At 38.0% G+C, this 24,512-nt stretch carries 14 protein-coding genes; 2 read left to right on the top strand and 12 right to left on the bottom strand.

Translation table 11 applies throughout. The annotated features are described in order from the left end of the window. Positions 1–3: 3 nt before the first annotated feature. The 4 genes from PXG98_RS07225 to PXG98_RS07210 all read right to left on the bottom strand — a co-directional run bounded on the left by PXG98_RS07225 (position 4) and on the right by PXG98_RS07210 (position 6,817). Entirely contained in the window at positions 4–1,638 is a 1,635-nt protein-coding gene (locus PXG98_RS07225; protein WP_276389953.1) for a M1 family metallopeptidase, read from the bottom strand. A gap of 77 nt (positions 1,639–1,715) precedes the next feature. Beyond that, positions 1,716–3,044, bottom strand: coding sequence for a gliding motility protein GldB-related protein (locus tag PXG98_RS07220; RefSeq protein WP_276389951.1), 1,329 nt, complete (start codon positions 3,042–3,044; stop codon positions 1,716–1,718). A 3-nt stretch (positions 3,045–3,047) separates the two neighbouring features. Further along, entirely contained in the window at positions 3,048–4,382 is a 1,335-nt protein-coding gene (locus PXG98_RS07215; protein WP_276389949.1) for a M28 family metallopeptidase, read from the bottom strand. Positions 4,383–4,609: 227 nt separating this feature from the next. Then, positions 4,610–6,817 carry a bifunctional alpha,alpha-trehalose-phosphate synthase (UDP-forming)/trehalose-phosphatase gene (locus tag PXG98_RS07210; RefSeq protein WP_276389948.1) on the bottom strand — a complete coding sequence of 736 codons (2,208 nt, stop codon included), beginning with the start codon at positions 6,815–6,817 and terminating at the stop codon, positions 4,610–4,612. A 102-nt stretch (positions 6,818–6,919) separates the two neighbouring features. On the opposite strand from PXG98_RS07210, the gene PXG98_RS07205 reads away from it, so the two are divergent. Further along, positions 6,920–8,722, top strand: coding sequence for a glycoside hydrolase family 15 protein (locus tag PXG98_RS07205; protein ID WP_276389947.1), 1,803 nt, complete (start codon positions 6,920–6,922; stop codon positions 8,720–8,722). A 28-nt stretch (positions 8,723–8,750) separates the two neighbouring features. Here the strand turns inward: PXG98_RS07205 and PXG98_RS07200 are convergent, their stop codons facing one another. Next, on the bottom strand, positions 8,751–10,217 hold the full coding sequence (locus PXG98_RS07200) for a pyridoxal phosphate-dependent decarboxylase family protein (protein ID WP_276389945.1): 1,467 nt from the start codon (positions 10,215–10,217) through the stop codon (positions 8,751–8,753). A 111-nt stretch (positions 10,218–10,328) separates the two neighbouring features. Here PXG98_RS07200 and PXG98_RS07195 point away from each other — a divergent pair, with 111 nt between their 5' ends. Further along, positions 10,329–12,350 carry a dipeptidyl-peptidase 3 family protein gene (locus PXG98_RS07195; protein WP_276389943.1) on the top strand — a complete coding sequence of 674 codons (2,022 nt, stop codon included), beginning with the start codon at positions 10,329–10,331 and terminating at the stop codon, positions 12,348–12,350. An 81-nt stretch (positions 12,351–12,431) separates the two neighbouring features. On the opposite strand, the gene PXG98_RS07190 is transcribed toward PXG98_RS07195, so the two are convergent. The 7 genes from PXG98_RS07190 to purL form a co-directional block, all read right to left on the bottom strand. Continuing rightward, positions 12,432–14,243, bottom strand: coding sequence for an acyl-CoA dehydrogenase family protein (locus PXG98_RS07190; protein WP_276389942.1), 1,812 nt, complete (start codon positions 14,241–14,243; stop codon positions 12,432–12,434). A 13-nt stretch (positions 14,244–14,256) separates the two neighbouring features. After that, the gene (locus PXG98_RS07185; RefSeq protein WP_276389941.1) at positions 14,257–15,447 is read right to left on the bottom strand and encodes an acetyl-CoA C-acyltransferase; all 1,191 of its coding nucleotides are present in this window, start codon (positions 15,445–15,447) and stop codon (positions 14,257–14,259) included. 5 nt (positions 15,448–15,452) lie between these two features. Next, positions 15,453–17,858, bottom strand: coding sequence for a 3-hydroxyacyl-CoA dehydrogenase/enoyl-CoA hydratase family protein (locus PXG98_RS07180; protein WP_276389940.1), 2,406 nt, complete (start codon positions 17,856–17,858; stop codon positions 15,453–15,455). After that, a complete protein-coding gene (locus PXG98_RS07175; protein WP_276389939.1) occupies positions 17,855–18,319 on the bottom strand; it encodes a MarR family winged helix-turn-helix transcriptional regulator in 465 nt (154 codons plus the stop codon). The genes PXG98_RS07180 and PXG98_RS07175 overlap by 4 nt, the downstream gene beginning before the upstream one ends. Positions 18,320–18,431: 112 nt before the next feature. Beyond that, complete coding sequence (locus PXG98_RS07170) at positions 18,432–20,201, bottom strand: AMP-dependent synthetase/ligase (RefSeq protein WP_276389937.1); 1,770 nt, start codon at positions 20,199–20,201, stop codon at positions 18,432–18,434. Positions 20,202–20,333: 132 nt separating this feature from the next. Beyond that, on the bottom strand, positions 20,334–20,786 hold the full coding sequence (locus PXG98_RS07165) for a GNAT family N-acetyltransferase (RefSeq protein ID WP_276389936.1): 453 nt from the start codon (positions 20,784–20,786) through the stop codon (positions 20,334–20,336). Positions 20,787–20,793: 7 nt separating this feature from the next. After that, the gene (purL, locus tag PXG98_RS07160; protein WP_276389935.1) at positions 20,794–24,462 is read right to left on the bottom strand and encodes a phosphoribosylformylglycinamidine synthase; all 3,669 of its coding nucleotides are present in this window, start codon (positions 24,460–24,462) and stop codon (positions 20,794–20,796) included. Positions 24,463–24,512 lie beyond the last annotated feature (50 nt).

Here is a 24,512-nt window from a genome sequence, read left to right as displayed (position 1 = left end):
TAATTAATTTACAATTTCTCGAGAATCGATGTAAAAGTTCTTATCTAGATATAAACCCTCGGCTGCAATATTCTTTAATTTTTCTGTCTTCCATGCAGAGGTTGGAAATAGCCAATGTTCTTTTGTTCCTGCGAAAATTCGAACGGGCATATCAAAATCATCTACTATATTCTGGTATCTGTAGGTAAGCATATCTCCTTCTTTTTTATACTCCAATAAGGGAATTTCATTGGTTCTTAAGTATTGGTTGAAGAATGCAGTTAGGTCTTTTTTGGTTTTATAACTAATATAGTCTTCGATTTGTTTTGTGGTAATAGTTTTATGGTAAAACTCCTTGTTTAAGCCTCGTAGGACCTCTCTCCACAGCGTGTCATCTTCCACTAACTGACGCAGGGTATGCAATATATTTGCTCCTTTATAGTACATGTCTACAGACCCCTCCTTGTTAACATTATAATCTCCTATTATGGGACGGTCGTTTTTAATGAGCTCCCTAGTTCCTACGACATACTCAGATGATGCCTTCTTACCAAAATGATAGTCCAGATACAAATTCTCGGAATATGCTGTAAAACCTTCGTGTACCCACATGTCTGCTATGTCTTTATAGGTAATATTATTAGCAAACCATTCATGGCCAGATTCATGTATTATAATAAAATCGAATTTCAGGCCCCATCCAGAACCAGACAAATCCTTGCCTAAATAACCATTCTGGTATTTGTTCCCGTAGGTTACAGAACTCTGATGCTCCATTCCTAAATAGGGAACTTCTACGAGTTTAAATCCATCTTCGTAGAAAGGGTAGGGGCCAAACCAATGCTCAAACGCCTCCAACATTAAGGGTACTTGTTTAAACTGCTCTTTTGCCCTGTCTAGATTTCCCTTCAGGACATAGTAATCTAAAGTTAGTTCTCCATTTTCTCCTTGGTAACGACCACTAAACTCTTCATAATTTGCAATATTTACATTTACGCCATAATTATTTATAGGATTAGAGACAAACCAGTGATAGGTTGTAAGATCTCCCTTATTTTCAACCTTTCTTAGACGTCCGTTAGAAACATTCATTAGTCCTTTAGGAACCGTTACGCTGATTGCCATACTATCTACTTCATCGTACATATGGTCTTTGTTGGGCCACCAAACACTGGCGCCTAAGCCTTGGCAAGAAGTTGCCACAAAGGGTTTGCCATCGCTATCTTGTTTCCATGAAAAACCTCCATCCCATGGCGCTCTAACGGCTTCTTTTGGATTGCCCTCGTAAAATACTTTCAGCTCATTAAAAGAACCTTTTTGTTGTGGTTTATTTAGAGTTACTAGAAATACATTACCATTCTGTTTGTAGGTAAGAGTTTCATTATCCTGAACAATAGCGGTAATTTTTAAGGGAGGTTGTAAGTCGACTTGTAAAACACTATTCTCCTCTAAAACCTTGTACCGGATAAGATTAGATCCTTTGATAAACTTATTTTCTGGAGATACTTCAATGTCCAAGTGGTAATAGTTTAGATCCCACCATGCTCTCTCGGGGGTTATACTTCCTCTAAGACTATCTTGTTCTGTATACTCTTGAGCCTTAATATTTAGGTAAAATAAAAAAAGAAGGGAAAGAAAAATTGGTTTAGTTTTTTTCATAGATGTGTTTTTATAGGTCTAATTAGTTTCCTTGGCTTTGGAGGAAACCTGAAATATTAAAAATTTTAATTCATGAATTAAATACTTTCTTCCAACAAAAAAGAATAGGAGCTATTTTTTAAGATGGAAATAAAATCAGAAGAATTAAGTAATTCGTAAATCGCTTTTTGCTTGTTCTCAGAATTTTCATAATAAGATTTAGAAATCAAATACCCTACTGTATAACCTAGGTCGTGAGGCCTGTCTTCGATAGAACCACCATTATATAGCCAATTTGAATTGTCTTCGCTGAACAAATCTGCTTTAAGATCTGTAAATATCCTTGCTTGGTTTTCGGGCATCTCCAAATAAGACAGATTGGAATTTTCCAATGGAATTTCAGAACAGAGTTCTACCATAAAATCGCAAACACCTTCGCCGATTATTTGGGCTAATACGGTATCACCATATTCAAAATCCTGATAATTTTGTTGAAAATGCATCAGTTCGTGTATGGTTAACCCTGGAAGTTCACTCAAGTTCATGATAGCATTCTTTTGCCACGTGGTGAGACCTCTAACTGGCATATTCGCAGATTTGCCATACATATCTCCTCCAACGAATAAACCCAATTCAGTGGCTGTCCCTCCCGAATTTAGTATTCCAGGCACTACATAAACCTTGGGAAATACAGCCTCTGGGTATAAAGCTTTGAACTTTTTCATCCATTTGGTAGTAGTACTCCGCATTGCATTGACACTGTCTACATTAAATTGTTTTTCTAAATACTTGTAGTAGTCAGGCGAACCATTAACCATTTGGCCGTACATATTTTCCAGACTTAAATAACGAACCACGTAGAAATCTCTTAGCGCTTTTGGACCTTCAAAAATATACTCTTTAAATATGCGCTTTGCATTAGAAGTATCTTTTAGAGCTCTTTTTAAATACCCCCAAAATTCTGACATCGCCTCTGTCTCAAGATCATAGTTCGATACTTTTTGAAGTTTCAGCTGTATAGAATCCAGTCTTTTTTGCAGCCTCTCCCAACTATCGGTATTATAAGGAGTTTCATTACCAAAGAGTTTTGAGATAATTTTTGGATTGGCCAAACCATGATCAATAGCCTTATGGAGTATTATTATTGCTGAATCCTTTACACCGGCATGATGATAAAGAGCCGCCGCCTCAACATACATTTCCGAGGAGTTTAGATCTCTATTTGCCCTTACTAATTTGCCGGCAAAAACTCTATACTGATAAGGAGTTTCAATTAAATCATAGTAAGTGTAGAGTTTGTTAAGGTCTGGAAGGTAAAGACTGTCTATGTCAATATCTACGCTTTCTTCAGTGCGCCTGCAATTTGTAAAAATGAAAAAAGAGATGCAAAGTGCAGAAAGGAAAAATATTCGATTTTTAAATCTCATGTTTTAATCTCTAAAGACCTTGTTAGGAAAGACTATAATACTCTCATGTCCATTTTCTCCAACGGCGGCAATACCAAAGAAATAATTATCGATCACAATACCATCTAGGGTTACCGAGTCTACATCACCAACATATCGGCTATAGTCCCAGGTTGGAGAGGTGGTATCTCTCCAGTAAATTTTATAGCCTTTAGCGGTTGGGCTTTTTGTCCATTTGAATTTTGCAGATGCTTGCACAATTCCTCCTATTGCCACATTTTCAGGAGCTGGGGGAGCCCAGGCTATGGACGCCAGGTTTATGGCATTAACCGCTGTAAGTTTCTTTGCATACTCAAAATTAACATGTTCTAAAACATCGCCATAGGCTATCCCATTTTCTTCCCGGATGTCTTGATGTTGTTGTGTATAATTTTCATGTGCCTCCATAATTCTCACTCCCGGAAAACCAAGATCATTAAAAGGTCTATGATGGCCTCCTCTTCCAAAACGATCTAATCTATAAATCATCATTGGGTTCATCTCAGGCATGTATTCTTTTGTAGTTTTGTGTATAAAGCGCGCCAATTGTCTGGAAATGCCATCTACTTCCCCTCCATAAAACCTTCTTGCCTTCCTCTCTTGTTCTGTTTCATTGGCCCGAACAGGCTCTGAGAATATTCTAAAGTCTCTGTTGCTTGTTACCCCGTCTACTCCGGAGGTATTACCTATCATATCATTATTGAGAATCCCTAAAATTTCCCAGCTGTTTTCTTTGGCATAATTGGCAAAACCTTTCCCACCAAAAAGTCCCTGTTCCTCACCAGAAAGCCCAACATAGATGATACTGCTTTCAAAATTATACTTACTAAGTATTCTTGCAGCTTCAAGGGTTCCTGCCATGCCACTAGCGTTATCGTTAGCTCCAGGTGAATCGGAAGTGAAATTATTGGGGTCGCTTACTCGGGAGTCTATGTCCCCACTCATTATAACATACTTATTTGGATATCGGGAACCTCTCTGAATAGCAACAACATTAACCACCCACACATCATTTACAATTCTTTCATTCTCACCTTTGGAAACCAAATTCTTTTGGTAAAAGACCTCCAGGCAATTATTACAATCCGATGAAATTTTTTCAAATTCATTTTTTATCCACCTCCTTGCTGCTCCGATTCCTCTGGTGGCAGACACGGTATCACTAAGTGTGTGCCTGGTGCCAAAATTGGCCAAAGTCGTAATATCCTTTTCTATTCTTTCCGCCGAAACTTCTTTAACAATATCGTAGATACGGGTATCATTTTGTGACAAAAGAACCAAAGGAGTAATTAGTAAGAGGGTGGTAATAATTCTATGCATAGGAATGTGATTATAAATTGATAGCTTAATAAGCTAAACTACACTAGAATCACCATAGGAAATGGTAGTTCTTGAACCATAGTTTATAGTTAGTCTGCTCTTTAGCAAATTTACAAAGGATGTTAGATTAAAGTAAGTAATTAGACCAATTAATTTAAATTAACATAGCCTAAAAAAAAAATCTGTTTAAGTGAATTGAGTTTAAACTTTCACTGTATTTTGATGTTTCAGTTTAGAAACTTTTTTAATATTTCCCTTACACCGCCAACGTTTTCAATAAAATATTTTGCTTGGGTATTTTGCAGACCAACTTTTATAGTTGTTGCTTCTTCAGGAAGTTCGTTAAACATAAATTCATCTGTCCAATCATCTCCAATAGCAAATATAAAATCATAACTATCTTCTGAAAGCACTCGCATGGCTGCCCGACCTTTGTTTACATTACTACTTTTAACTTCCATGACTTTGTTTCCGTTAAGAACGCTAATGTCATCGTTGGCAATTAAGCTTGTAAGGACTGTATTTAATTCGTTTGCCCTTTTGGCTCCAAAATCAGGATCTGTATTTCTATAATGCCATGCTAAGGAGTAATTCTTTTCTTCTACAAAAGAACCAGGGGTTCTGTCTACAAAAGATTCCAGTACGGGTCTTATATTGGTCATCCAATCTTTTTTGACTTTCTCAATCATTTTAAATTCTTCACCATTAGTAGAATGCCATACCCCATGTTCTACAATCATATTGTATTTCTTGGGAAGAAACCATCGTGTAAAGGTCTCTTTATCTCTACCACTAATTAAATAGACCACATTTCCGGGAATTGCTGCCAAAGCATCTATTAGATTATACAATTCTTCATCCGGACTGGCCTTTTGAGGGTCATTTTTAAAACCAGTAAGCGTACCGTCATAATCCAAGAAAAACAACCTTTTTTGAGACTTGTTATACTTTTTTAAGACACTTTTTAAAATCCCCGGAGTAAGTTTCTTTGAAGTTTTTCCAACGGCTGTTTGCTTTTGGTTTTGAAGGGAACTCATAAAATCGTTTGCCCATTTTTCAACATTATATCGTGCCAGTCGTTTTTGAAGTTGCTCATTCCGTGTTTTTTGTTCTTCCAGAGGCATATTAATTGCTTGGAACAAGGTATCTGCGATTTGCTCAAAATTGTTAGGATTAATGAGTAGTGATTCATTCATTTCGTTGGCAGAACCAGCCATTTCACTTAGGATTAACACCCCGCTTTTGTCTATTCTCGTGGCAATATATTCCTTAGCAACTAAATTCATACCGTCTCTAATGGGAGTTAACCAAGCAATATCACTAGAAGTATAAAGATCAATAAGGTTTTCAAAAGGAAGGGAGCGATAAAAATACCATATGGGAGTCCAGCTGACCGTAGCTAATTCTCCATTAATACGACCTACTAGTTCATCGATTTCTTTTTTTAAGAGCTGGTATTGCGGTACGTTAGATCTTGAAGGCACTGCTAGTATTATAAGCCTTACTTTTTCCTTGTATTCGGGATATTTATCTAGAAAATATTTAAAGGCATGCAGTCTTTTGGCTATTCCTTTTGAATAATCGAGCCGGTCTATGGATAATATTAATTTGGCCTCCGGACTAGACTCTTTATGTGAATCTAATCTGCGTTGTAGATCGGACTGTTCCTCTGCTGTGTTTTCCTGATGAATTTTTGCGGCTTTATTAAACTTATCGTAGTCTATTCCCATAGGAAAGGAATCTACCTTGATAATTCTATCATCTTCAATAATGTCGTTAAAACTCACTTCTCTTCCCAATAGACGCCTTACAGAACTAAGAAAATGACGTTCATAGTCATAGGTGTGAAACCCTATTAAATCGGAACCTAATAATCCTTCTAAGACCTCTTCACGCCAAGGCATAATACGAAAGATTTCATAAGAGGGGAAAGGTATATGCAGAAAAAACCCAATGGCAATATTAGGTCGTTTTTCCCTTACCATTTTAGGGACAAGCATCAATTGATAGTCATGGATCCATATGGTATCTTCCTCCCCGGCACTTTCTAAAATGGCATCAGCAAACTTTTGGTTAACCTTTTTATAGGTTTCCCAATTATTTAATTCAAATTCTGCATATTGTATAAAATAATGAAAAAGCGGCCATATGGTTCTATTGCTAAAACCAAAATAGAATCCATTCACTTCCTCTTCCGTTAAGTTTACTTTTGCAGCACCATGTTCCTTTAATACGTCATCTATATCTTTGGAAAGTTCTTCCGGAATTTCTTCGTCGGTTAAACCGCTCCAACCAATCCAAAGACTTTCACCGCTGGTATGAACAGATTTCATTCCAGTAGCCAATCCGCCCACACTTGGTATTGCTTCTATACTTCCATTGCTAATTTGCAATTGTACAGGTAGTCTGTTTGAGATAATGATAGTTTTATGCATGAATTGAGTAAAATAGTCTTGAAATGAACTTTATTTTTCTAAATTTCGTCAAATTGAATTGTAATAACAATTAATAAAGGCTTTTTAGCGGAATATTTATTTATGGATAACTTAGATTACGGGATTGTTGGAAATTGCAGGAGTGCAGCATTAATTTCTAAATTTGGAGCAGTTGAATGGTGCTGTCTTCCAGAATTTGATTCATCCTCTGTTTTTGCAAAATTATTGGATGAAAAGATTGGCGGGAGTTTTGAAATAAACGTTTCAGAGGAGTATAAAATTAGACAGAGATACAAGAAAAATACAGCCATCCTTATTACGAGATTTGAGGAAGGTGATAATGTTTTTGAGGTGCACGATTTTATGCCGAGATATTATGCGGAAAATGGAAGTTACCATTCTCCACCAGAACTAGTGCGATATATAAGACATATTTCTGGGAAGCCTAAATTTAGAGCTAACTACGATCCCAGACTAGAGTATGCCTTAGGTAAAACACATTCTTATGTAAAAAAGAACTTCATTGTAAGTCTGACTAATACTAAAAGATTCGATACTATTTTTCTCTATACTTCTTTTAATAAAAATGCTGTTGTGGAAGCGAGAGAAATTGAAGTGACCAAAAATGGTTATTTCCTTTTAGGATACAATGAAAAAATACTTCTTCCGAATACGCGTAAAGTATATTTGGATCTAGAAAACACTAAAGTTTATTGGTTAAACTGGACGAATAGGACTCCTACCTATAATCAATATAACAAGGAAATTACCCGCAGTGCTATTACCTTAAAACTACTTAGTTATGACAAGACAGGGGCTGTGCTGGCTGCGGCAACCACTTCTTTACCTGAAACTATAGGCGAAGTGAGAAATTGGGACTATCGATTTTGCTGGATACGTGATGCTTCTATGGTTATAAAAGTTATGGCACAATTGGGGCATAAGAATGTTGCGAGACGTTATTTGCAATTCATAATTGATCTTATTCCAGATAAGGATGAGAAACTACAAATTATGTACGGCATCAATAAGGAAAAGAAACTAACAGAAGTTACTTTAGACCATTTAAGTGGATATAAAAGCTCTAGTCCGGTTAGGGTTGGTAATGCAGCCTATAAACAAAAGCAGAACGATATTTACGGTATCCTTATGGATGTTATTCATGCCCAGTTGGTTCGTTTTGATACGAATATAGAAAATGGAGAAGAACTATGGGGATTAACAAAGGGTATTGTCTGGATCGTATCGAGGCATTGGCGCGAAGCGGATAAAGGTATCTGGGAATTGCGAACAGAGGATAAGCATTTTACGTTCTCCAAGGTTCTCTGTTGGGTAGCAATAGATAGAGCTATAAAAGTTGCCAGAATTCTAAAAAAGAATAGGAAGCTCGAGAAATGGGTCAAGCTAGAACAGGAGATTAAGCAAGATATTCTAACGAATTCTTGGAACGCAAAGGTAAACGCATTTACGCAGTCTTACGGATCGCCACACTTAGATGCGTCTGTTTTATTGATGGAATCCTACGGTTTTGTACATGCCAAAGACCCTAAATTTGTAAGTACGGTATTGGCCATAGAGAAAGAACTCAGTAATGATGGACTTCTATATCGTTATAAAAATGAAGATGATTTTGGAATGCCATCTTCTTCGTTTACCATTTGTACGTTTTGGTTTATTAATAGCTTGTTTAAAATTGGGGAAGAAGAACGGGCTAGAGAATTATTTGATGCAGTTCTGGGTTATAGTAATCATCTTGGTCTTTTTAGTGAAGACATTGATTTTAAAACAAAAAGGCTACTTGGCAACTTTCCACAGGCATATTCTCATCTAGCATTAATTGAATGCGCCGTTAATTTTTCTAACAAGGCAGGAGAGGAAAAGGTTTTAGAGTCTATGCGGGAATAGAAAAAAGCAATGCTAAGGAATATATTAATCAGACCGACAATTCTCTTGCTTTTACTTTGATTTGTTGCAGCAAATCTTTAATGATTTTTTTAGAAGTAAAGGGATTCATGATAGTACATCGCAAATAGATTATTCCATTTAGTTTAGTTTGAACAATATAGTAGGTACCGTCTTTTAATAAGCTCTCTCTTATAGCTGCATTGAGCATATTTAAATTTTCTTCAGACTGCTTTGGATTAATAATTCTAAAGCATACGATATTAGAAACTGGTTTAACTGCTAATTCAAAGTTTGTGTCTTGCGCTAGTATTTCTCCCATTTCGCTACCTAAGTCATAGAGGGTAGTAACAAAAGAATCGAAAACACTTTTCCCATAAAATCGTAATAAAATATACCAATGTAGGCTCATCATATATTTGGTGCATTCAAAAGTGCGTTTTGCAAGGTTATACCAATCTTCTTCCAGGGATTCTTCTAAGAGATAGTCTGCTTTTTGTTGAAAGGTTTGGTGTGCATTTTTTCCATTTTTAAACAATAAGGCCGTTGTGATAGAAGGCATCATCATCATTTTGTGTCCGTCTATGGCAATTGAATCTGCCTGTTCTATTCCTTTTACCAGGTGTTTGTATTTTTTAGAGAAGACTGCCGCACCTCCATGCGCTCCGTCTACATGAAACCATATTTTTTTTTGCTCGGCAAATAAGGCAAGACGTTCCAGGTTATCATAAATCCCTGTTGCTGTGGAAGGGGCACTGCCTATCAGTGCAAATACCTCCAGACCCGACTCCTTGGCCTTTTTAAATTGCAGTTCTAACTGTTCTGTTCTTATTTCAAAATCCTTGTTTACTGTTACTTTAATAATACCCTCACTACCAAGGCCCATAATTCTTGCAGCCCTATCAATACAATAGTGTGCTTCTGCTGAAACCATAACTGCAAGTTTAGAGCTGTTTCCATTTTCCCAGACATTGGTATGTACTATTTTACTCCTTGCACTTAACAAAGCGGTTAAATTTGCTAAGGTACCCCCAGAAGTAAGAAAACCATCCGCTTCTTTTGTAAACCCAATTATTTCGCACATTTCTTTGCATACAACTCTTTCCATTGCCGTAGGGGCCATCCCCATTTCATATATTCCCATACCATTATTAAGAACAGCATTTAGTAGACTACTCAGTGCTGTAATAGGTGCTGGTGGGCTAATTTGGTGTCCCAAATACTTTGGATTATGAAGGTGTACGCATCGCGCTATAACTTCTTTATTGAATGCCTCGAAAGAAGTACTTGTTTTATATTGCTTCCAGAATTCGAACTCATCTTGGGGTTCCTGATATACAATTGCTTTGTTCTTATAATTTTTTAGGCTTTCCTGCATATGATCTGCCAACAGATCTATCAATGCATGCCCATTTTTCCTGAATTCTTCTGGAGCGTAAAGCCTATGTAATAAAGATTCTTCCATTTGTCCGTCAAAGTCTTCTGTTGTACTAAACAAACCTAGGACTATTTTTGAATAATAAAAATGGGAAAATTTAAAATTTTGAATTTATATTGCTATTAAGGCCTTTGCTTTTGTTAATTTTACAAGCTCAATTAATGATGTATTATGAAGAAATTTTTTGCCCTCAGTTTGATCCTTTTTCTAGGTATTGCTATTAGCTGTAAGGAGGAATCTGAAGTAGTTGTAACAGATAAAGAGTATGCCCAAGAGTTTGAATATAAGGTTGATCAATTTGCAGATCTGAGAATTCTCCGATACGATATTCCTGGTTTTGAAGAATTAAGTTTAAAACAAAAAGAGCTGGTTTACTACCTTACACAGGCAGGATTAGCAGGTCGGGATATTATGTGGGATCAGAATTACCGATATAACTTGGAAATAAGAAAAGCCTTAGAGAATGTTTACCGTAATTATCAGGGTGATACAACAACAGAGGCCTGGAAGGCTTTTGAAGTCTATTTAAAAAGACTTTGGTTTTCTAATGGAATTCATCACCATTATTCCAATGACAAAATTAATCCTGGGTTTGGTGCGGAATATTTAAAGCAATTATTAACAGAAACTAATACTGTTTTAGTGGGAGAAGCATTTGAGGTAATTTTTAATGAAAAAGATCTCAAGAAAGTTAACAAAAAGAAGGGAGTAGATAATATTGCCTCTTCGGCGATTAACTTTTATGATCCCGATATTACAGATGCTGAGGTAGAAGCTTTTTATAAGAAGGCCTATAAGGGGCCAGAGGGAAGACCAATTGAGGCCGGATTAAACTCTAAATTAGTTAGAGAAAATGGCATTCTTGTTGAAAAAGTATGGAAGTCTGGGGGCATGTATGGCGAGGCAATAGACCAGATTATTGGTTGGTTAGAAAAAGCCAAAGGGGTAGCAGAGAATGAACAGCAAGCCAAGTCTTTGGAATTGCTAATTGAGTATTACAGTACAGGAAGCTTAGATACGTGGGATGAATACTGTATAGAATGGGTAACTTCAACCGAAGGTAATATAGATTGGATTAATGGATTTATTGAAGTATACAATGACCCGAAGGCTTATAGAGGATCGTATGAGAGTATCATTCAAATTACCGATTTTGATATGTCTAGAAAAATGGCTGTTTTATCAAAAAACACCCAATGGTTTGAAGACAATAGCACTATTCAGGATGCGCATAAAAAGAAAAATGTAACCGGGGTTTCATACAAAACTATAAATGTTGCCGGAGAAGCAGGTGATGCGTCTCCAAGCACGCCAATTGGGGTAAATTTGCCAAATAATAATTGGATCAGACAAAGGCATGGAAGTAAATCCGTGTCACTGGGTAATATTATTGATGCTTCTAATAATGCCGGAGGAAGTGGTAGACTAAAAGAATATGCTAACGACGAAGAAGAGATACGATTAGAACTAGCACATGGAAAACTGGCTGATAAGTTACACACAGCCTTGCATGAGGTTGTAGGACATGCCTCTGGAGTGATTAACGACGGGGTAGGGCAACCAAAAGAAACACTCAAAAACTACAGGTCTACCTTAGAGGAAGGAAGAGCGGACCTCGTAGGATTATATTTTATTATGGATCCAAAACTGGAAGAATTAGGTCTTGTAGAAAACTGGGAAGAAGTAGGTAAGGCTTCTTATGACGGGTATATTAGAAATGGGATGTTAACGCAATTGGTAAGAATAGAACTTGGCGACGACATAGAAGAAGACCATATGGTTAACAGAAAGTGGGTTTCCGAATGGGTTTTTGAAAAAGGGGCGCCAGAAAATGTAATTGAAAGAGTGAGCAGAGATGGAAAGACATATTATAATATAAATGATTATGCAAGGTTGAGGGAGTTATTTGGAGAACTTCTTAGGGAAACACAACGTATTAAGTCTGAAGGAGATTTTGAAGCGGCACAAGAACTTGTAGAGAATTATGGTGTAAAGGTTGATCAGCGTATACACGCTGAAGTATTAGACAGGAACTCCCAATTTAAATCGGCTGCTTATTCAGGTTTTGTAAACCCTGTCATTAAACCAATTATTAATGAGGAAGGCGAAATAACGGATATTCGATTAGAGTTTGCGGAAACTTTTGAAGAACAAATGCTGCACTATGCCAAGAACTACAGTTTTTTAGATTAAAAAAAGTTCTTTTGTTCAGTGATAAAATAAAAACCGCTCCATTTAGAGCGGTTTTTTTTAGATCATTAAAGCTAATAATGATTAGTCAAAAGTATATCCTTTTTCAGCAGCAATTTTATCCGCAATGAGCTCTCTCAAACTAGCTACATTGGGTATATTCGTATATTTTGTAAAACGTTTTAGCCCCATAAGCATTAATCGTTGTTCATCCCCTTCTGTAAAGGATACAATCGCTTCTTTACCCTTTCTTATGACAATGTCTACAGCGTTGTATAAATATAATCGTGCCATAGCAATTTGCACCTCTTGTGTCTCCTCTCCGAAACGTTTTGCATTCTTTTCCGCTCTGAGGATAGTAGATTCGGCCATATAGACCTCAATTAGTATATCAGAGGCCGACATTAAGATTTGTTGGTGTTGTTCTAATTCTGTTCCAAACTTCTGAACAGCGCTCCCTGCAATCATCAAAAAGGCCTTTTTCAGCTTAGCTATCATTTCATTTTCCTCAGAAAATAAGACCGAATAATCTGGTGTCTCAAAAGAAGGAATACCCATTAATTCTTCTCCTACTGCAGTAGCTGGTCCAAGGAGGTCTACATGGCCTCTCATTGCTTTTTTTACCAGCATACCAACGGCAAGCATTCTATTAATTTCATTGGTGCCTTCATAAATTCTTGCAATTCTTGCATCTCTCCAGGCAGATTCCATTGGGGCATCGGCACTAAAGCCCATACCTCCAAAAATCTGAATACCTTCATCCGTAGTTTCTTGTACGTCTTCGGAAACTGCAACTTTTAAAATAGAACATTCAATGGCATATTCCTCTACGCCTTTTAACTCTGCTTCCTGATGCGAATTTCCTGCTTCTAGACGTAGCGCAATCCTATCTTCAATATTCTTTGCGGCTCTGTAGGACGCAGATTCACCAGCATAGGCGTTTGTCGCCATTTGGGCTATTTTCCATTTAATGGCTCCAAAATCTATAATGGGTGTCTTAAACTGCTTTCTTTCAGTAGCATATTTTACCGCTTCCCCTACAACACGTCTTTGGGCTTCAAGGCAGGCGGCTGCTAATTTAATTCTACCAATATTTAAAGCATTCATAGCAATTTTAAAGCCATTTCCCCTTTCGGATAGCATATTCTCCACAGGGACTTTAGTTTCATTAAAAAACACCTGTCTGGTAGAAGAGGAGTGAATCCCCAATTTATGTTCTTCATCTCCGAGCGAAATTCCATTTGACGGATCATTTTCTACAATAAAACCTGTAATATTTTTATCGTCCTCAATACGAGCAAAGACTATAAATAATTTACAGAACCCTGCATTTGAAATCCACATTTTTTGTCCACTAATTAGGTAGTGTTTTCCATCCTCGCTAAGAACTGCCTTAGTTTTTCCGGAATTTGCATCGGAACCTGCTCCTGGTTCGGTTAGACAATACGCTCCAAACCATTCACCACTCGCCAATTTGGGAACATACTTATTTTTTTGTTCTTCATTTCCATATAGTGTAATTGGCATAGTGCCAATTCCTGTATGTGCTCCAAAAGCTGTGCTAAAAGAACCCGTGGCTCCTGAGATATAGTCACATACCAACATGGTAGAAACAAAGCCCATACCCATACCTCCGTATGCTTCTGGTATTGCTACACTTAACAGACCCAGTTCCCCAGCCTTTCGCATTGTTTCTTCGGTAAATGCGTAGTCTTTTTTCTCAAACCTTTCCCAATGCGCCCAGAGTTCTCTGTCTACAAACTCTTTAGTGCTATCACGCATCATTTTTTGCTCTTCATTCAGATCCTCTAGGGTAAATATGTCCTCTGGTTGTGTTGTTTTAACCAGAAACTGTCCCCCCCTTAGAATTTCTTTGTTTTCGGTAATTGTACTCATAGTTTTCTTTTTTTTAATTCAAAAATTCAAAAATTCCGGCTGCCCCTTGTCCTGTGCCTACGCACATCGTTACCATACCGTACTTATTTTGCATCTTACGTTTTCGCATTTCATCAAATAGTTGAACGGATAGTTTTGCGCCCGTACATCCTAGTGGGTGCCCTAGTGCTATGGCTCCTCCATTAACATTAACTAGCTCCGGATTTAAGTCTAGCTCGCGCATAACTGCCAGAGATTGGGATGCAAATGCTTCGTTTAATTCTATCAGTTCAATATCCTTTTGTTGCAGATCAGCTTGCTTTAGTGCCTTTGGGATTGCTTTTACAGGCCCTATACCCATGATACGTGGTTCTACACCAGCTGCTGCATAATTTACAAGTCTCGCAATCGGTTCCAGGTTCAATTCTTTCACCATGTCTTCACTCATTACCATAACAAATGCAGCACCATCGCTCATCTGAGAAGAATTACCCGCGGTAACCGATCCGTTGGCTGCAAATACTGGTCTAAGTTTGGCCAAAACTTCCTTAGAGGTATCTGCTCTGGGGCCTTCATCCTTGGCCACAGTATAGTTAGAAGTCTCTTTTTTACCTGCGGTGTTTATAAAAGTATGCTCTACAGTAATGGGTACAATCTGTTCTTTAAATCGATCTTCCTTTTGCGCACTTAGCGCTTTCATGTGGGAATTGTAGGCAAACATATCCTGATCTTCTCTCGATACTTTAAATTGTTCGGCTACGGCCTCTGCAGTTAGTCCCATGCCCCAATAGTAGTCTTCATTCCCCTTCTTTGCCACTTCATAATCAGGTGTTGGCTTATACCCCCCCATAGGAATATAGCTCATGCTTTCTGCTCCGCCTGCAACAATACATTCGGCCATACCTGCCTGGATTTTTGCAGTGGCAATTCCAATAGTTTCTATGCCGGAAGCGCAATAGCGATTTACGGTAACTCCGGGAACATCATCAATTTCTAAGCCCATTAATGAAATAAGACGTGCCATATTAAGACCTTGTTCAGCCTCTGGCATAGCATTACCCACGATAACGTCATCGATTCTTTTTTTATCCAAATTAGGCAGTTCATTCATCATATAGGCTATTGTCTCGGCAGCCAATTCATCCGGTCTTTTGAAACGAAATAACCCCCTTGGTGCTTTACCTACTGCGGTTCGATATGCTTTTACTATATATGCTGTTTTCATTTTATTTAGTTTCTTAATGGTTTCCCAGTTTTTAACATATGCTGTATTCTTTCTAAGGTTTTTCGCTCCGTACACAAGGAGAGAAATGCTTCTCTTTCTAAGTCGAGCAAGTACTGTTCACTAACCATACTCGCTTCAGACAAATCGCCACCTGCCATTACATAGGCCAACTTGTTCGCAATTTTTTTGTCGTGTTCACTGATATAATGTCCGGCCTCCATAGAATCTGTTCCAACAAGGAACATTCCCAAAGCTTGTTTTCCCAGAACTTTTACGTCTTTTCGTGCTATTGGCCTTGTGTATCCGTTTTCGGCCATAATTCTGGCATAATTTTTAGCTGTAGCGAGTTGTCTGTCTTTGTTAACAACAACGATGTCTTTGCCTTTTTGGAGTATTCCTAAATCATATGCTTCATAGGCTGAGGTAGATACTTTCGCCATTCCGATAGTTAAAAAGTATTCTTGCAGGACGTTGAGTTCTACGTCATTTTTTTTGAAAATATCGGAAGCTCTTAATGCCATTTCTTTGGATCCTCCTCCACCGGGTATAACTCCAACGCCAAATTCAACAAGGCCAATATAGGTTTCTGACGCCGCTACTACCTTATCTGCATGAAGTGATAATTCACACCCTCCTCCCAAACACATGCCATGAGGGGCGGAGACTGTGGGAATAGAGGAATATCGCATACGCATCATGGTATCCTGAAACATTTTGATAGCCATGCTCAGCTCGTCGTACTCCTGTTCCACGGCCATCATAAATATCATTGCTATATTTGCACCTACGGAGAAATTCGCCGCCTGATTTCCTACTACAAGTCCCTGAAAATCTTTTTCAGCTATATCAACTGCTTTGTTTAATCCAGCCAATACATCACCCCCAATCGTATTCATTTTTGACTGAAACTCCACATTTAAGACACCATCACCTAAATCCTCAACGACCACTCCCGAATTCTTAAATACTTCTTTAGATTTTCTAATGTTATCCAATATAATAAAGGCATCTTGACCTGGAATTTTGGTCATGTCTTTGGCTGGAATATCATAATAATAGGTAGCTCCTTCACGGACGGAATAGAATGTTGAGATCCCGGATTCTACTAACTCTGCTATCCAATCTGCAGCTTGTAGGCCTTCCTCTTTTATCAATTCTAATCCCCTTTCTATACCGATTTCATCCCAAATTTGGAAAGGCCCATGTTCCCAACCGAAGCCAGCTTTCATGGCATCGTCGATCTTATATAATTCATCCGTTATTTCTGGGATTCTATTAGACACATAGGCAAACAGGGCGGCTAAAGTCTTTCTATAAAACAATCCTGCTTTATCTTTCCCATTAACCAAGATTTTAAACCTATCAATTACATTGTCTATGGGTTTGGTAAGCTCTAGAGTTGCAAAGCTTGCTTTTTTAGATTTTCGATAGTCCATACTATCTAAATCTAAAGTCAGAATTTCACTTTTTCCTTTTTCGTTTTTAACCTTTTTATAGAAACCCTGCCCAGTTTTACTACCCAGCCACTTATTCTGATTCATAGTATTTATAAAGGCAGGGAGTTTGAAAAGTTCGTGACGTTCATCCTGGGGACAGTTTTCAGCAATGCCATTAGCAACATGAACTAAAGTGTCTAAGCCTACCACATCAACTGTTCTAAAAGTAGCGGATTTAGGACGGCCAATGACCGGTCCTGTTAACTTATCTACTTCTTCTACCGTAAGTCCCATTTCTTTTACCATATGGAAGAGACTTTGAATACTGAAAATACCTATTCTATTTCCTATGAAAGCCGGTGTATCTTTTGCAACCACAGAAGTTTTGCCTAAATACTTCTCACCATAACCATTTAAAAAATCTAAAACTTCTTTAGAAGTATTTGGTCCTGGAATAATTTCAAATAATTTTAGGTATCTGGCTGGATTAAAGAAATGAGTTCCACAAAAATGCTTTTGAAAGTCATCACTTCTTCCTTCGCTCATAAACTTAATGGGAATCCCAGAGGTATTCGAGGTGATGAGAGTCCCGGGCCGTCTGTGCTTTTCTAAATTTTCAAAGACAGATTTTTTTATGTCCAAGCGTTCTACCACTACTTCGATAATCCAATCCACTTCAGAGACTTTTGCAATATCATCTTCGAGATTTCCAGTTAGGATTCTTTTTGCAAAATTCTTGTGATAGATTGGAGAGGGCTTAGACTTGAGGGCTGCAGTTAATGAATCATTTACTAAACGATTTCTAACCACCTTATCCTGAAGAGTTAATCCTTTTTTGTCTTCTTTCTCATTAGTTTCTCGAGGCACTATGTCTAGTAATAAAACTTCAACACCTATATTGGCAAAATGACAGGCTATACCACTTCCCATGATTCCTGAACCAATTACCGCTACCTTGTTTATATGTTTATTCATTCTGAATGATTGTTATTAATTGAATCTTTAGGATATATTTTCTTTTCTGAAATTAGTTCATGAATAGTATCAACTACATGGAAAAAACCCTCGAGATGCGTCTCAGAAACATTGTTTTTTACTATTTCATTAAATTGCAGTACCACGTCTTTAGAATCTTTTCTTTTTTCTAGTCCAAAAGGGGTTAGAAAAATGAGTACGCCTCGCCCATCCTCAGGATTTGGCTTTCTCATTATCAATTCTTTTTCCTCCATACTTTTTAGAATTCTAGACAAGCTAGTGGCTTCCATTCCCATTTTTGGACCTAAGGCAGTGGAAGGCGTTCCCGTTTTGGGGTCAATACTCAGGAGAGTAAAACCAACTGCCATGGTAGTGCCAAAATTCTTTGCTTCTTCGTTGTACATTCTGGCAACAAGTTGCCATGTAGCTCTAAGGGCGTAATCTATGGTTTGATCCTTCATGTTTGGTTTTCAGCTTCCCAAAGATAATAAAATTTATTATGCATGCATAATAAATTAAAAAAAGAAGTAAAAGGATGTGGAAGGTAGGTTGCTGCTTAACGATGACGTATGATTAAGCCCCGTATATTTGAGAATATAGGTCTTTGTACAAATCCTTAATTACCTTGCGTCTTAATTTCATGGTAGGGGTAAGGTGCCCCTCGTCTACGGACCAGACGCTAGGAGTGAGGCGAAATTGTTTTACCTTTTCCCATTTGGCAAATTGTTCGTTCGCCGCCTCAACTTCTTCCTGAAAACGTTCAATAACCTTTGGATGCCTGGCAATAATTTCGGGATCTTCCAGGTCTAGTTTGTGTCTTTTACCCCATTCTTGTACAAATTCAAAATTAGGCTGAATGAAGGCAGCAGGCATTTTTTCTCCTTCTCCAATTACCATTATTTGTTCAATAAAGCGAGATTGTTTAAAGCGGTTCTCTAAAACTTGAGGAGCCACATACTTCCCTCCAGAAGTTTTAAACATTTCCTTTTTACGATCTGTAATTTTTAAAAACCCTTCTGCATCAATTTCTCCAATATCCCCCGTATGGAAATAGCCATCTTTAATAACCTCAGCAGTCTTTTCAGGATCCTTATAATATCCCATCATTACCTGAGGACCCTTTACGCATATTTCCCCGTCGGTTTCAATCTTTACTTCTGTTTTGCCAATTAATTTTCCTACGGTCCCAATTTTAAAACCTTTATTTCGCATGTCGTTTACAGAAACCACAGGAGAGGTTTCGGTTAGTCCGTAGCCTTCCATGACACACATTTCAGCAGCATTAAATACCCGCGCTAACCTTGATTGCAAAGCCGCACTTCCTGAAGCGATCAGTTTTAAGTTTCCTCCTAAACCTTCTTTCCATTTGCTAAAGATAAGTTTACGAGCAAGTGCCAATTTTTTTTCATAAAACCATCCGTTTTGCCCGTATGGTTCATATTTGAGCCCAACTTTAACGGCCCAAAAAAATAAGGCTTGTTTTATACCTCCAAGATCCGCCCCTTTGGCAATGATTTTATCATACACCTTTTCTAGCAATCTTGGCACTGCCGTCATTATATGGGGTTTAACTTCCTTCAAGTTTTCACTTATGGTCTCCAAAGATTCCGCAAAATAAATGGAAACAGAAGAATATTGGTATAGATACATCAACATCCTTTCATAGATATGACATACCGGGAGAAAACTCAGTGCTCTATATCCTGCTTCTACCGGCATTCTTTTGGAACTCTCCAAAGCATTACTTACCACATTTTTATGGGATAGCATTACGCCTTTAGGAGTACCCGTAGTTCCTGATGTATAAATGAGTGTTGCCAAGTCTTCAGGTCGAACTGCTGCCATCAATTCCTTTACTTCATCCTGATTTGAATTGTCTTCCCCTAAGGCCAATACCTCACTCCAATTTTTACATTCATTCAGGTTATCAAAGGAGTAAATTTCTTTTAGGCTGGGTACCTGATCCTTTATCGACTTTACTTTGTTGTACACTTCTTCGCAAGAGACAAAGCAATAAGTACATTCCGAATGGTTGAGAACATAGGCATAATCCGATTCAGAAATAGTCGGATATATGGGGACATTCTGTGCTCCTAATTGTAGTACCCCAATGTCCATTATGTTCCACTCCGTTCTGTTAGTCATCGAGATAAGGGCAATTTTATCATTTGGCTTAACCCCTAGGCGCAAAAGTGCCCTGCTTATTTTATTTGCCTGATCCAAGTAGGATTGTGTAGAAGTTTTAATCCACTGACCATCTTTTTTTGTCACTAAACAGTCTTCCAGATTGTTTTTTTCTAACTGGTAATAGGGAAAATCAAATAAGCGAGTTATGTTTTGCATAAGTTTAGTCTAAATAGTCCTTGCAAAATAAGAAAAGGGAAGCGTAATATAAAATAAATCCAAGTATATGATTGGGGTGTTTACTTGGCTTATGGCACTTGGTTGTAGCTTTTTCCTTTATTAAGATATTTCTTAGAAATGTAGTTTCATGCCTTCATGGCTAGCTTTAAAACCTAAGCTCTCATAAAACCGTACGGCTTCAGGTCTTTTTTTGTCGGTGGTAAGTTGTAGAACATGTGCTCCTCTTTCTCTTGCCCTTTGAATTGCCCAGACAAAGAGCTCTTTGCCCAATCCCTGCCCTCTATGTTCTTTTGCTATCCGCACAGCCTCTATCTGGGCCCGTAATCCGCCCTGATAGGTAAGGTAAGGAATAAGGCTTAGTTGTAGGGTCCCAATAACCATATTCTGTTTGTTTTCCACTACCATTAATTCCTGATTAGGGTCGGTGTTTATCTTTTCAAAGGCCTGGTAATAAGCGTGTGGCAATGGTATTCTATAGTCTTCCCTCTGTTTTACTAAAATATCATCTGCCAATAATCGTACTATGGAAATAACATCTTCTCTTTTTGCCTTTCTAATATTCATAACACTTTTAGGGATGTTGCTCTACCCATTTCCTAGCATTTATAAATGCTTCTAACCATGGAGAAATTTTGTCTTTTTTGTTTTTGGGATAATGTGCCCAATTCCAAGGAAATATGGAGCGTTCAATGTGTGGCATAGTAACTAAATGTCTTCCACTTTTATCGCATAGCATTGCCGTATTAAAGTCACTACCATTCGGATTGGCAGGATAAGCTTCATAGCCGTAGGTACCGACGATGTTATAATCTTCTTGAGTGTTGGGAAGATTAAACTTTCCCTCACCGTGTGAAATCCAAACACCTAATTGTGCTCCTGCTAAGGACGATAACATAACAGAATTATTCTTCTGAATTTTTACGGAAGTAAATCCACTTTCGTGTTTATGGGAGTCATTAAAATCCATCTTACCATGTTCTTTGTGCTCAGGATTAATCAGTTCTAATTCCATAAATAACTGACAGCCATTACAGATACCAACCGACAGGGTATTAGGTCTGGAAAAGAATGCCTGTAATGCGTTCTTAGCCTTTTCATTATATTTAAAAGCTCCGGCCCAACCTTTCGCACTTCCTAGAACATCGGAATTTGAAAACCCTCCAACAGCACCAATAAAACTGATATCTTCCAGGGTTTCTCTTCCAGAAATAAGATCTGTCATATGGACGTCTTTTACGTCAAAGCCAGCTAAATACATGGCATTGGCCATTTCTCTCTCCGAGTTACTTCCTTTTTCTCGCAAAATAGCGGCTTTAGGTCTGGAAAGTTCTTTTAAATTTTTTGAAGGAAAAGAATTCTGATACTCTTGCGGAAAAACAAATTTTAGAGGCTGCTTCTTATAGTTATTAAAGCGCTCTTTAGCAAGTTCATTGGCTGTCTGATTTTTATCTAAAAGATAGGATGTCTTAAACCATGTATCTCTTAGAGTATTAATATTCAGAGCAATTTGTAAATTATTATTCTTAATTTCTAACTGTGGCGATTCTACCGCTTTACCAATTTTTATAAAGGGTAGGTTATAGGATGCTAGCCTATTTTCAACGGCTGTATTTTTAACTTGAAAAACAATTCCCGAGTTCTCAGCAAATAGCAGTTTAATTAAATCTTCCTCTCCAATAAGACTTAAATCAATCTGAGCTCCCACAGATATCTCTGCAAAACACATTTCCAACAATGTAGTAATTAATCCACCTGAAGCAATATCATGACCCGCGACAATGTCTTCTTTTAAAACAAGCTCTTGAATTACCATAAAACCTCTTTTTACCAAGTCGATATCCTTAACATCGGGCGCTTCCGAACCAACTTTATTTAAGATTTGCGCAAATGATGAACCTCCAAGCTTATGCTTATCCGCAGATAAGTTTAAATAGTAGATGGCTCCTGAATCCTTTTGTAAAACGGGTTCTACAACCTTAGTAATATCCAAACAGGCCGCCGCAGAAGAGATAATGACGGTTCCAGGGGCTATTACTTCTTCATCTTTATACTTCTGCTTCATCGACAGGGAATCCTTCCCTGTAGGAACATTGATTCCCAATCCGATGGCAAAATTGGAGACTGCTTCTACAGCTTCATAAAGTCTGGCATCTTCGCCGGCATTTCTACAAGGCCACATCCAATTTGCGGATAAGGCAACTGACTTAAGTCCATCCTTTAGCGGAGCCCAGACTATATTTGTTAGGGCTTCCGTAATACTATTTCTACTTCCGGCCTGTGGATCAATTAAACCACTAATAGGAGAGTGCCCAATGGAGGTGGCAATTCCTTCTTTACCTTTAAAATCTAAGGCCATAACCCCGCAATTATTTAAAGGTAATTGTAGCGGTCCTACACATTGTTGTTTTGCAACACGTCCCCCAACACATCTATCCACTTTATTTGTTAACCAATCTTTAGCGGCTACAGCCTCTAGTTGTAAGACAGCTTCTAAATAATCCTGAAAATTTTCTATAGAATAAGACAGCTCTGCGTAGGGTCTTTCTATATGTTGATCTTTCATAATCGTCTTTGGCGAACTTCCAAACATATCGGCAATATCCAGATCCATTGGTTTTGCACCAGTTTTTCCAGATTTGAAGGTAAATCTATGATCCATTGTCACGTCCCCGACGTCGTATATCGGTGAACGTTCTCTATCGGCAATTCTATGCAACAGTGATAAATCGGTTTCGCCTATTACGAGTCCCATGCGCTCCTGAGACTCATTTCCAATAATTTCTTTTGAGGATAGAGTGGGATCACCTATGGGAAGTTTATCAACATCGATTATTCCACCGGTTTCTTCCACCAGTTCCGAAAGACAATTTAAATGGCCTCCGGCACCATGATCGTGTATAGAAACTATAGGATTATTTTCATTTTCTACCATTCCACGAATGGCATTTGCAGCTCTTTTCTGCATTTCGGGATTTGATCTTTGCACGGCGTTTAGCTCTATAGAAGAGCTGAATTCTCCAGTATCAGCACTAGACACTGCGGCTCCGCCCATACCTATCCGGTAATTATCTCCTCCAAGAATTACTATTTTGTCTCCTTTTTTCGGAACGTCTTTTAAGGCCTGATCTTCCTTCCCATATCCAATGCCACCGGCCAGCATTATTACTTTATCAAATCCCAGCTTTCTCTCATGTTCTTCGTGCTCAAAAGTAAACAGGGAACCGGCTATAAGAGGTTGGCCAAACTTATTCCCAAAGTCCGAAGCGCCGTTGGAAGCCTTGATAAGGATATCCATGGGAGTTTGATAGAGCCATGGTCTTTCTTTCATGCCATTTTCCCAAACTCTGTCTTTTTCTAACCTAGAATATGAAGTCATATATACCGCTGTACCGGCTAGGGGCAATGAACCTTTTCCCCCGGCTAGTCTATCTCTTATTTCGCCACCAGAACCTGTGGCAGCCCCGTTAAAGGGCTCTACCGTTGTAGGAAAGTTGTGTGTTTCTGCTTTTAAGGAGATTACAGAGTTAAACGGTGATTCTTGGTAGTAATCTGGTTTATCGGAAGTCTTAGGAGCGAATTGAATTACTTGTGGTCCTTTTACGAACGCCACATTGTCTTTATAAGCAGAAACAATATCATTAGGATTCTCTTCAGAGGTCTTGCGAATAAGTTTAAAGAGAGAAGATGGTTTCTCTTTCCCGTCAATCACAAAAACTCCATTAAATATCTTATGCCTACAATGTTCCGAATTAACCTGGCTAAAACCAAAAACTTCAGAATCCGTAAGTTTTCTGCCAATTTTTTCAGATAATTCTTCCAGGTAGATTACTTCTTCCTCACTTAACGCCAAACCCTCTTGTTCGTTATAGGCCTTTATATTATCTATTTCTTGAATGCTCTCTGGCGATATATTAATGGTAAAAATATCCTGATCCAGGCTCGAATATTTGGCACTTAACATTGGGTCGTAGTCCGAAAAGTCTGCACTTACTGGAATAAACTCTTCAATTCTTTTTATCCCAGTAATCCCCATATTCTGCGTTATCTCTGTAGCGTTGGTACTCCATGGAGTAATCATTGCGGCTCTAGGACCTACAAAAAAAGCGTCAATTGACGCCGAATTTAAAAGAGGCTTGTTACCAAAAAGCCAGCTAAGTTTATCACTGTGTGACGAAGAAAGTTTTTGAGAAGATACTACTGCAAAAACTTTTGTGCTTAGGTCTCCAAAGAAATGAATCATGGAACGTTTCTAGATTAAGATTAGAAAAGCACAAATTTACGTTTTTATTA

Origin of the sequence: Eudoraea chungangensis (genome assembly GCF_029360665.1) — a bacterium.
In the GTDB taxonomy this organism is placed as follows: Bacteria; Bacteroidota; Bacteroidia; order Flavobacteriales; family Flavobacteriaceae; genus Eudoraea; species Eudoraea chungangensis.
Note: the sequence above shows the minus strand (reverse complement) of the source record. Positions and strands in the feature narration are given on the sequence as shown.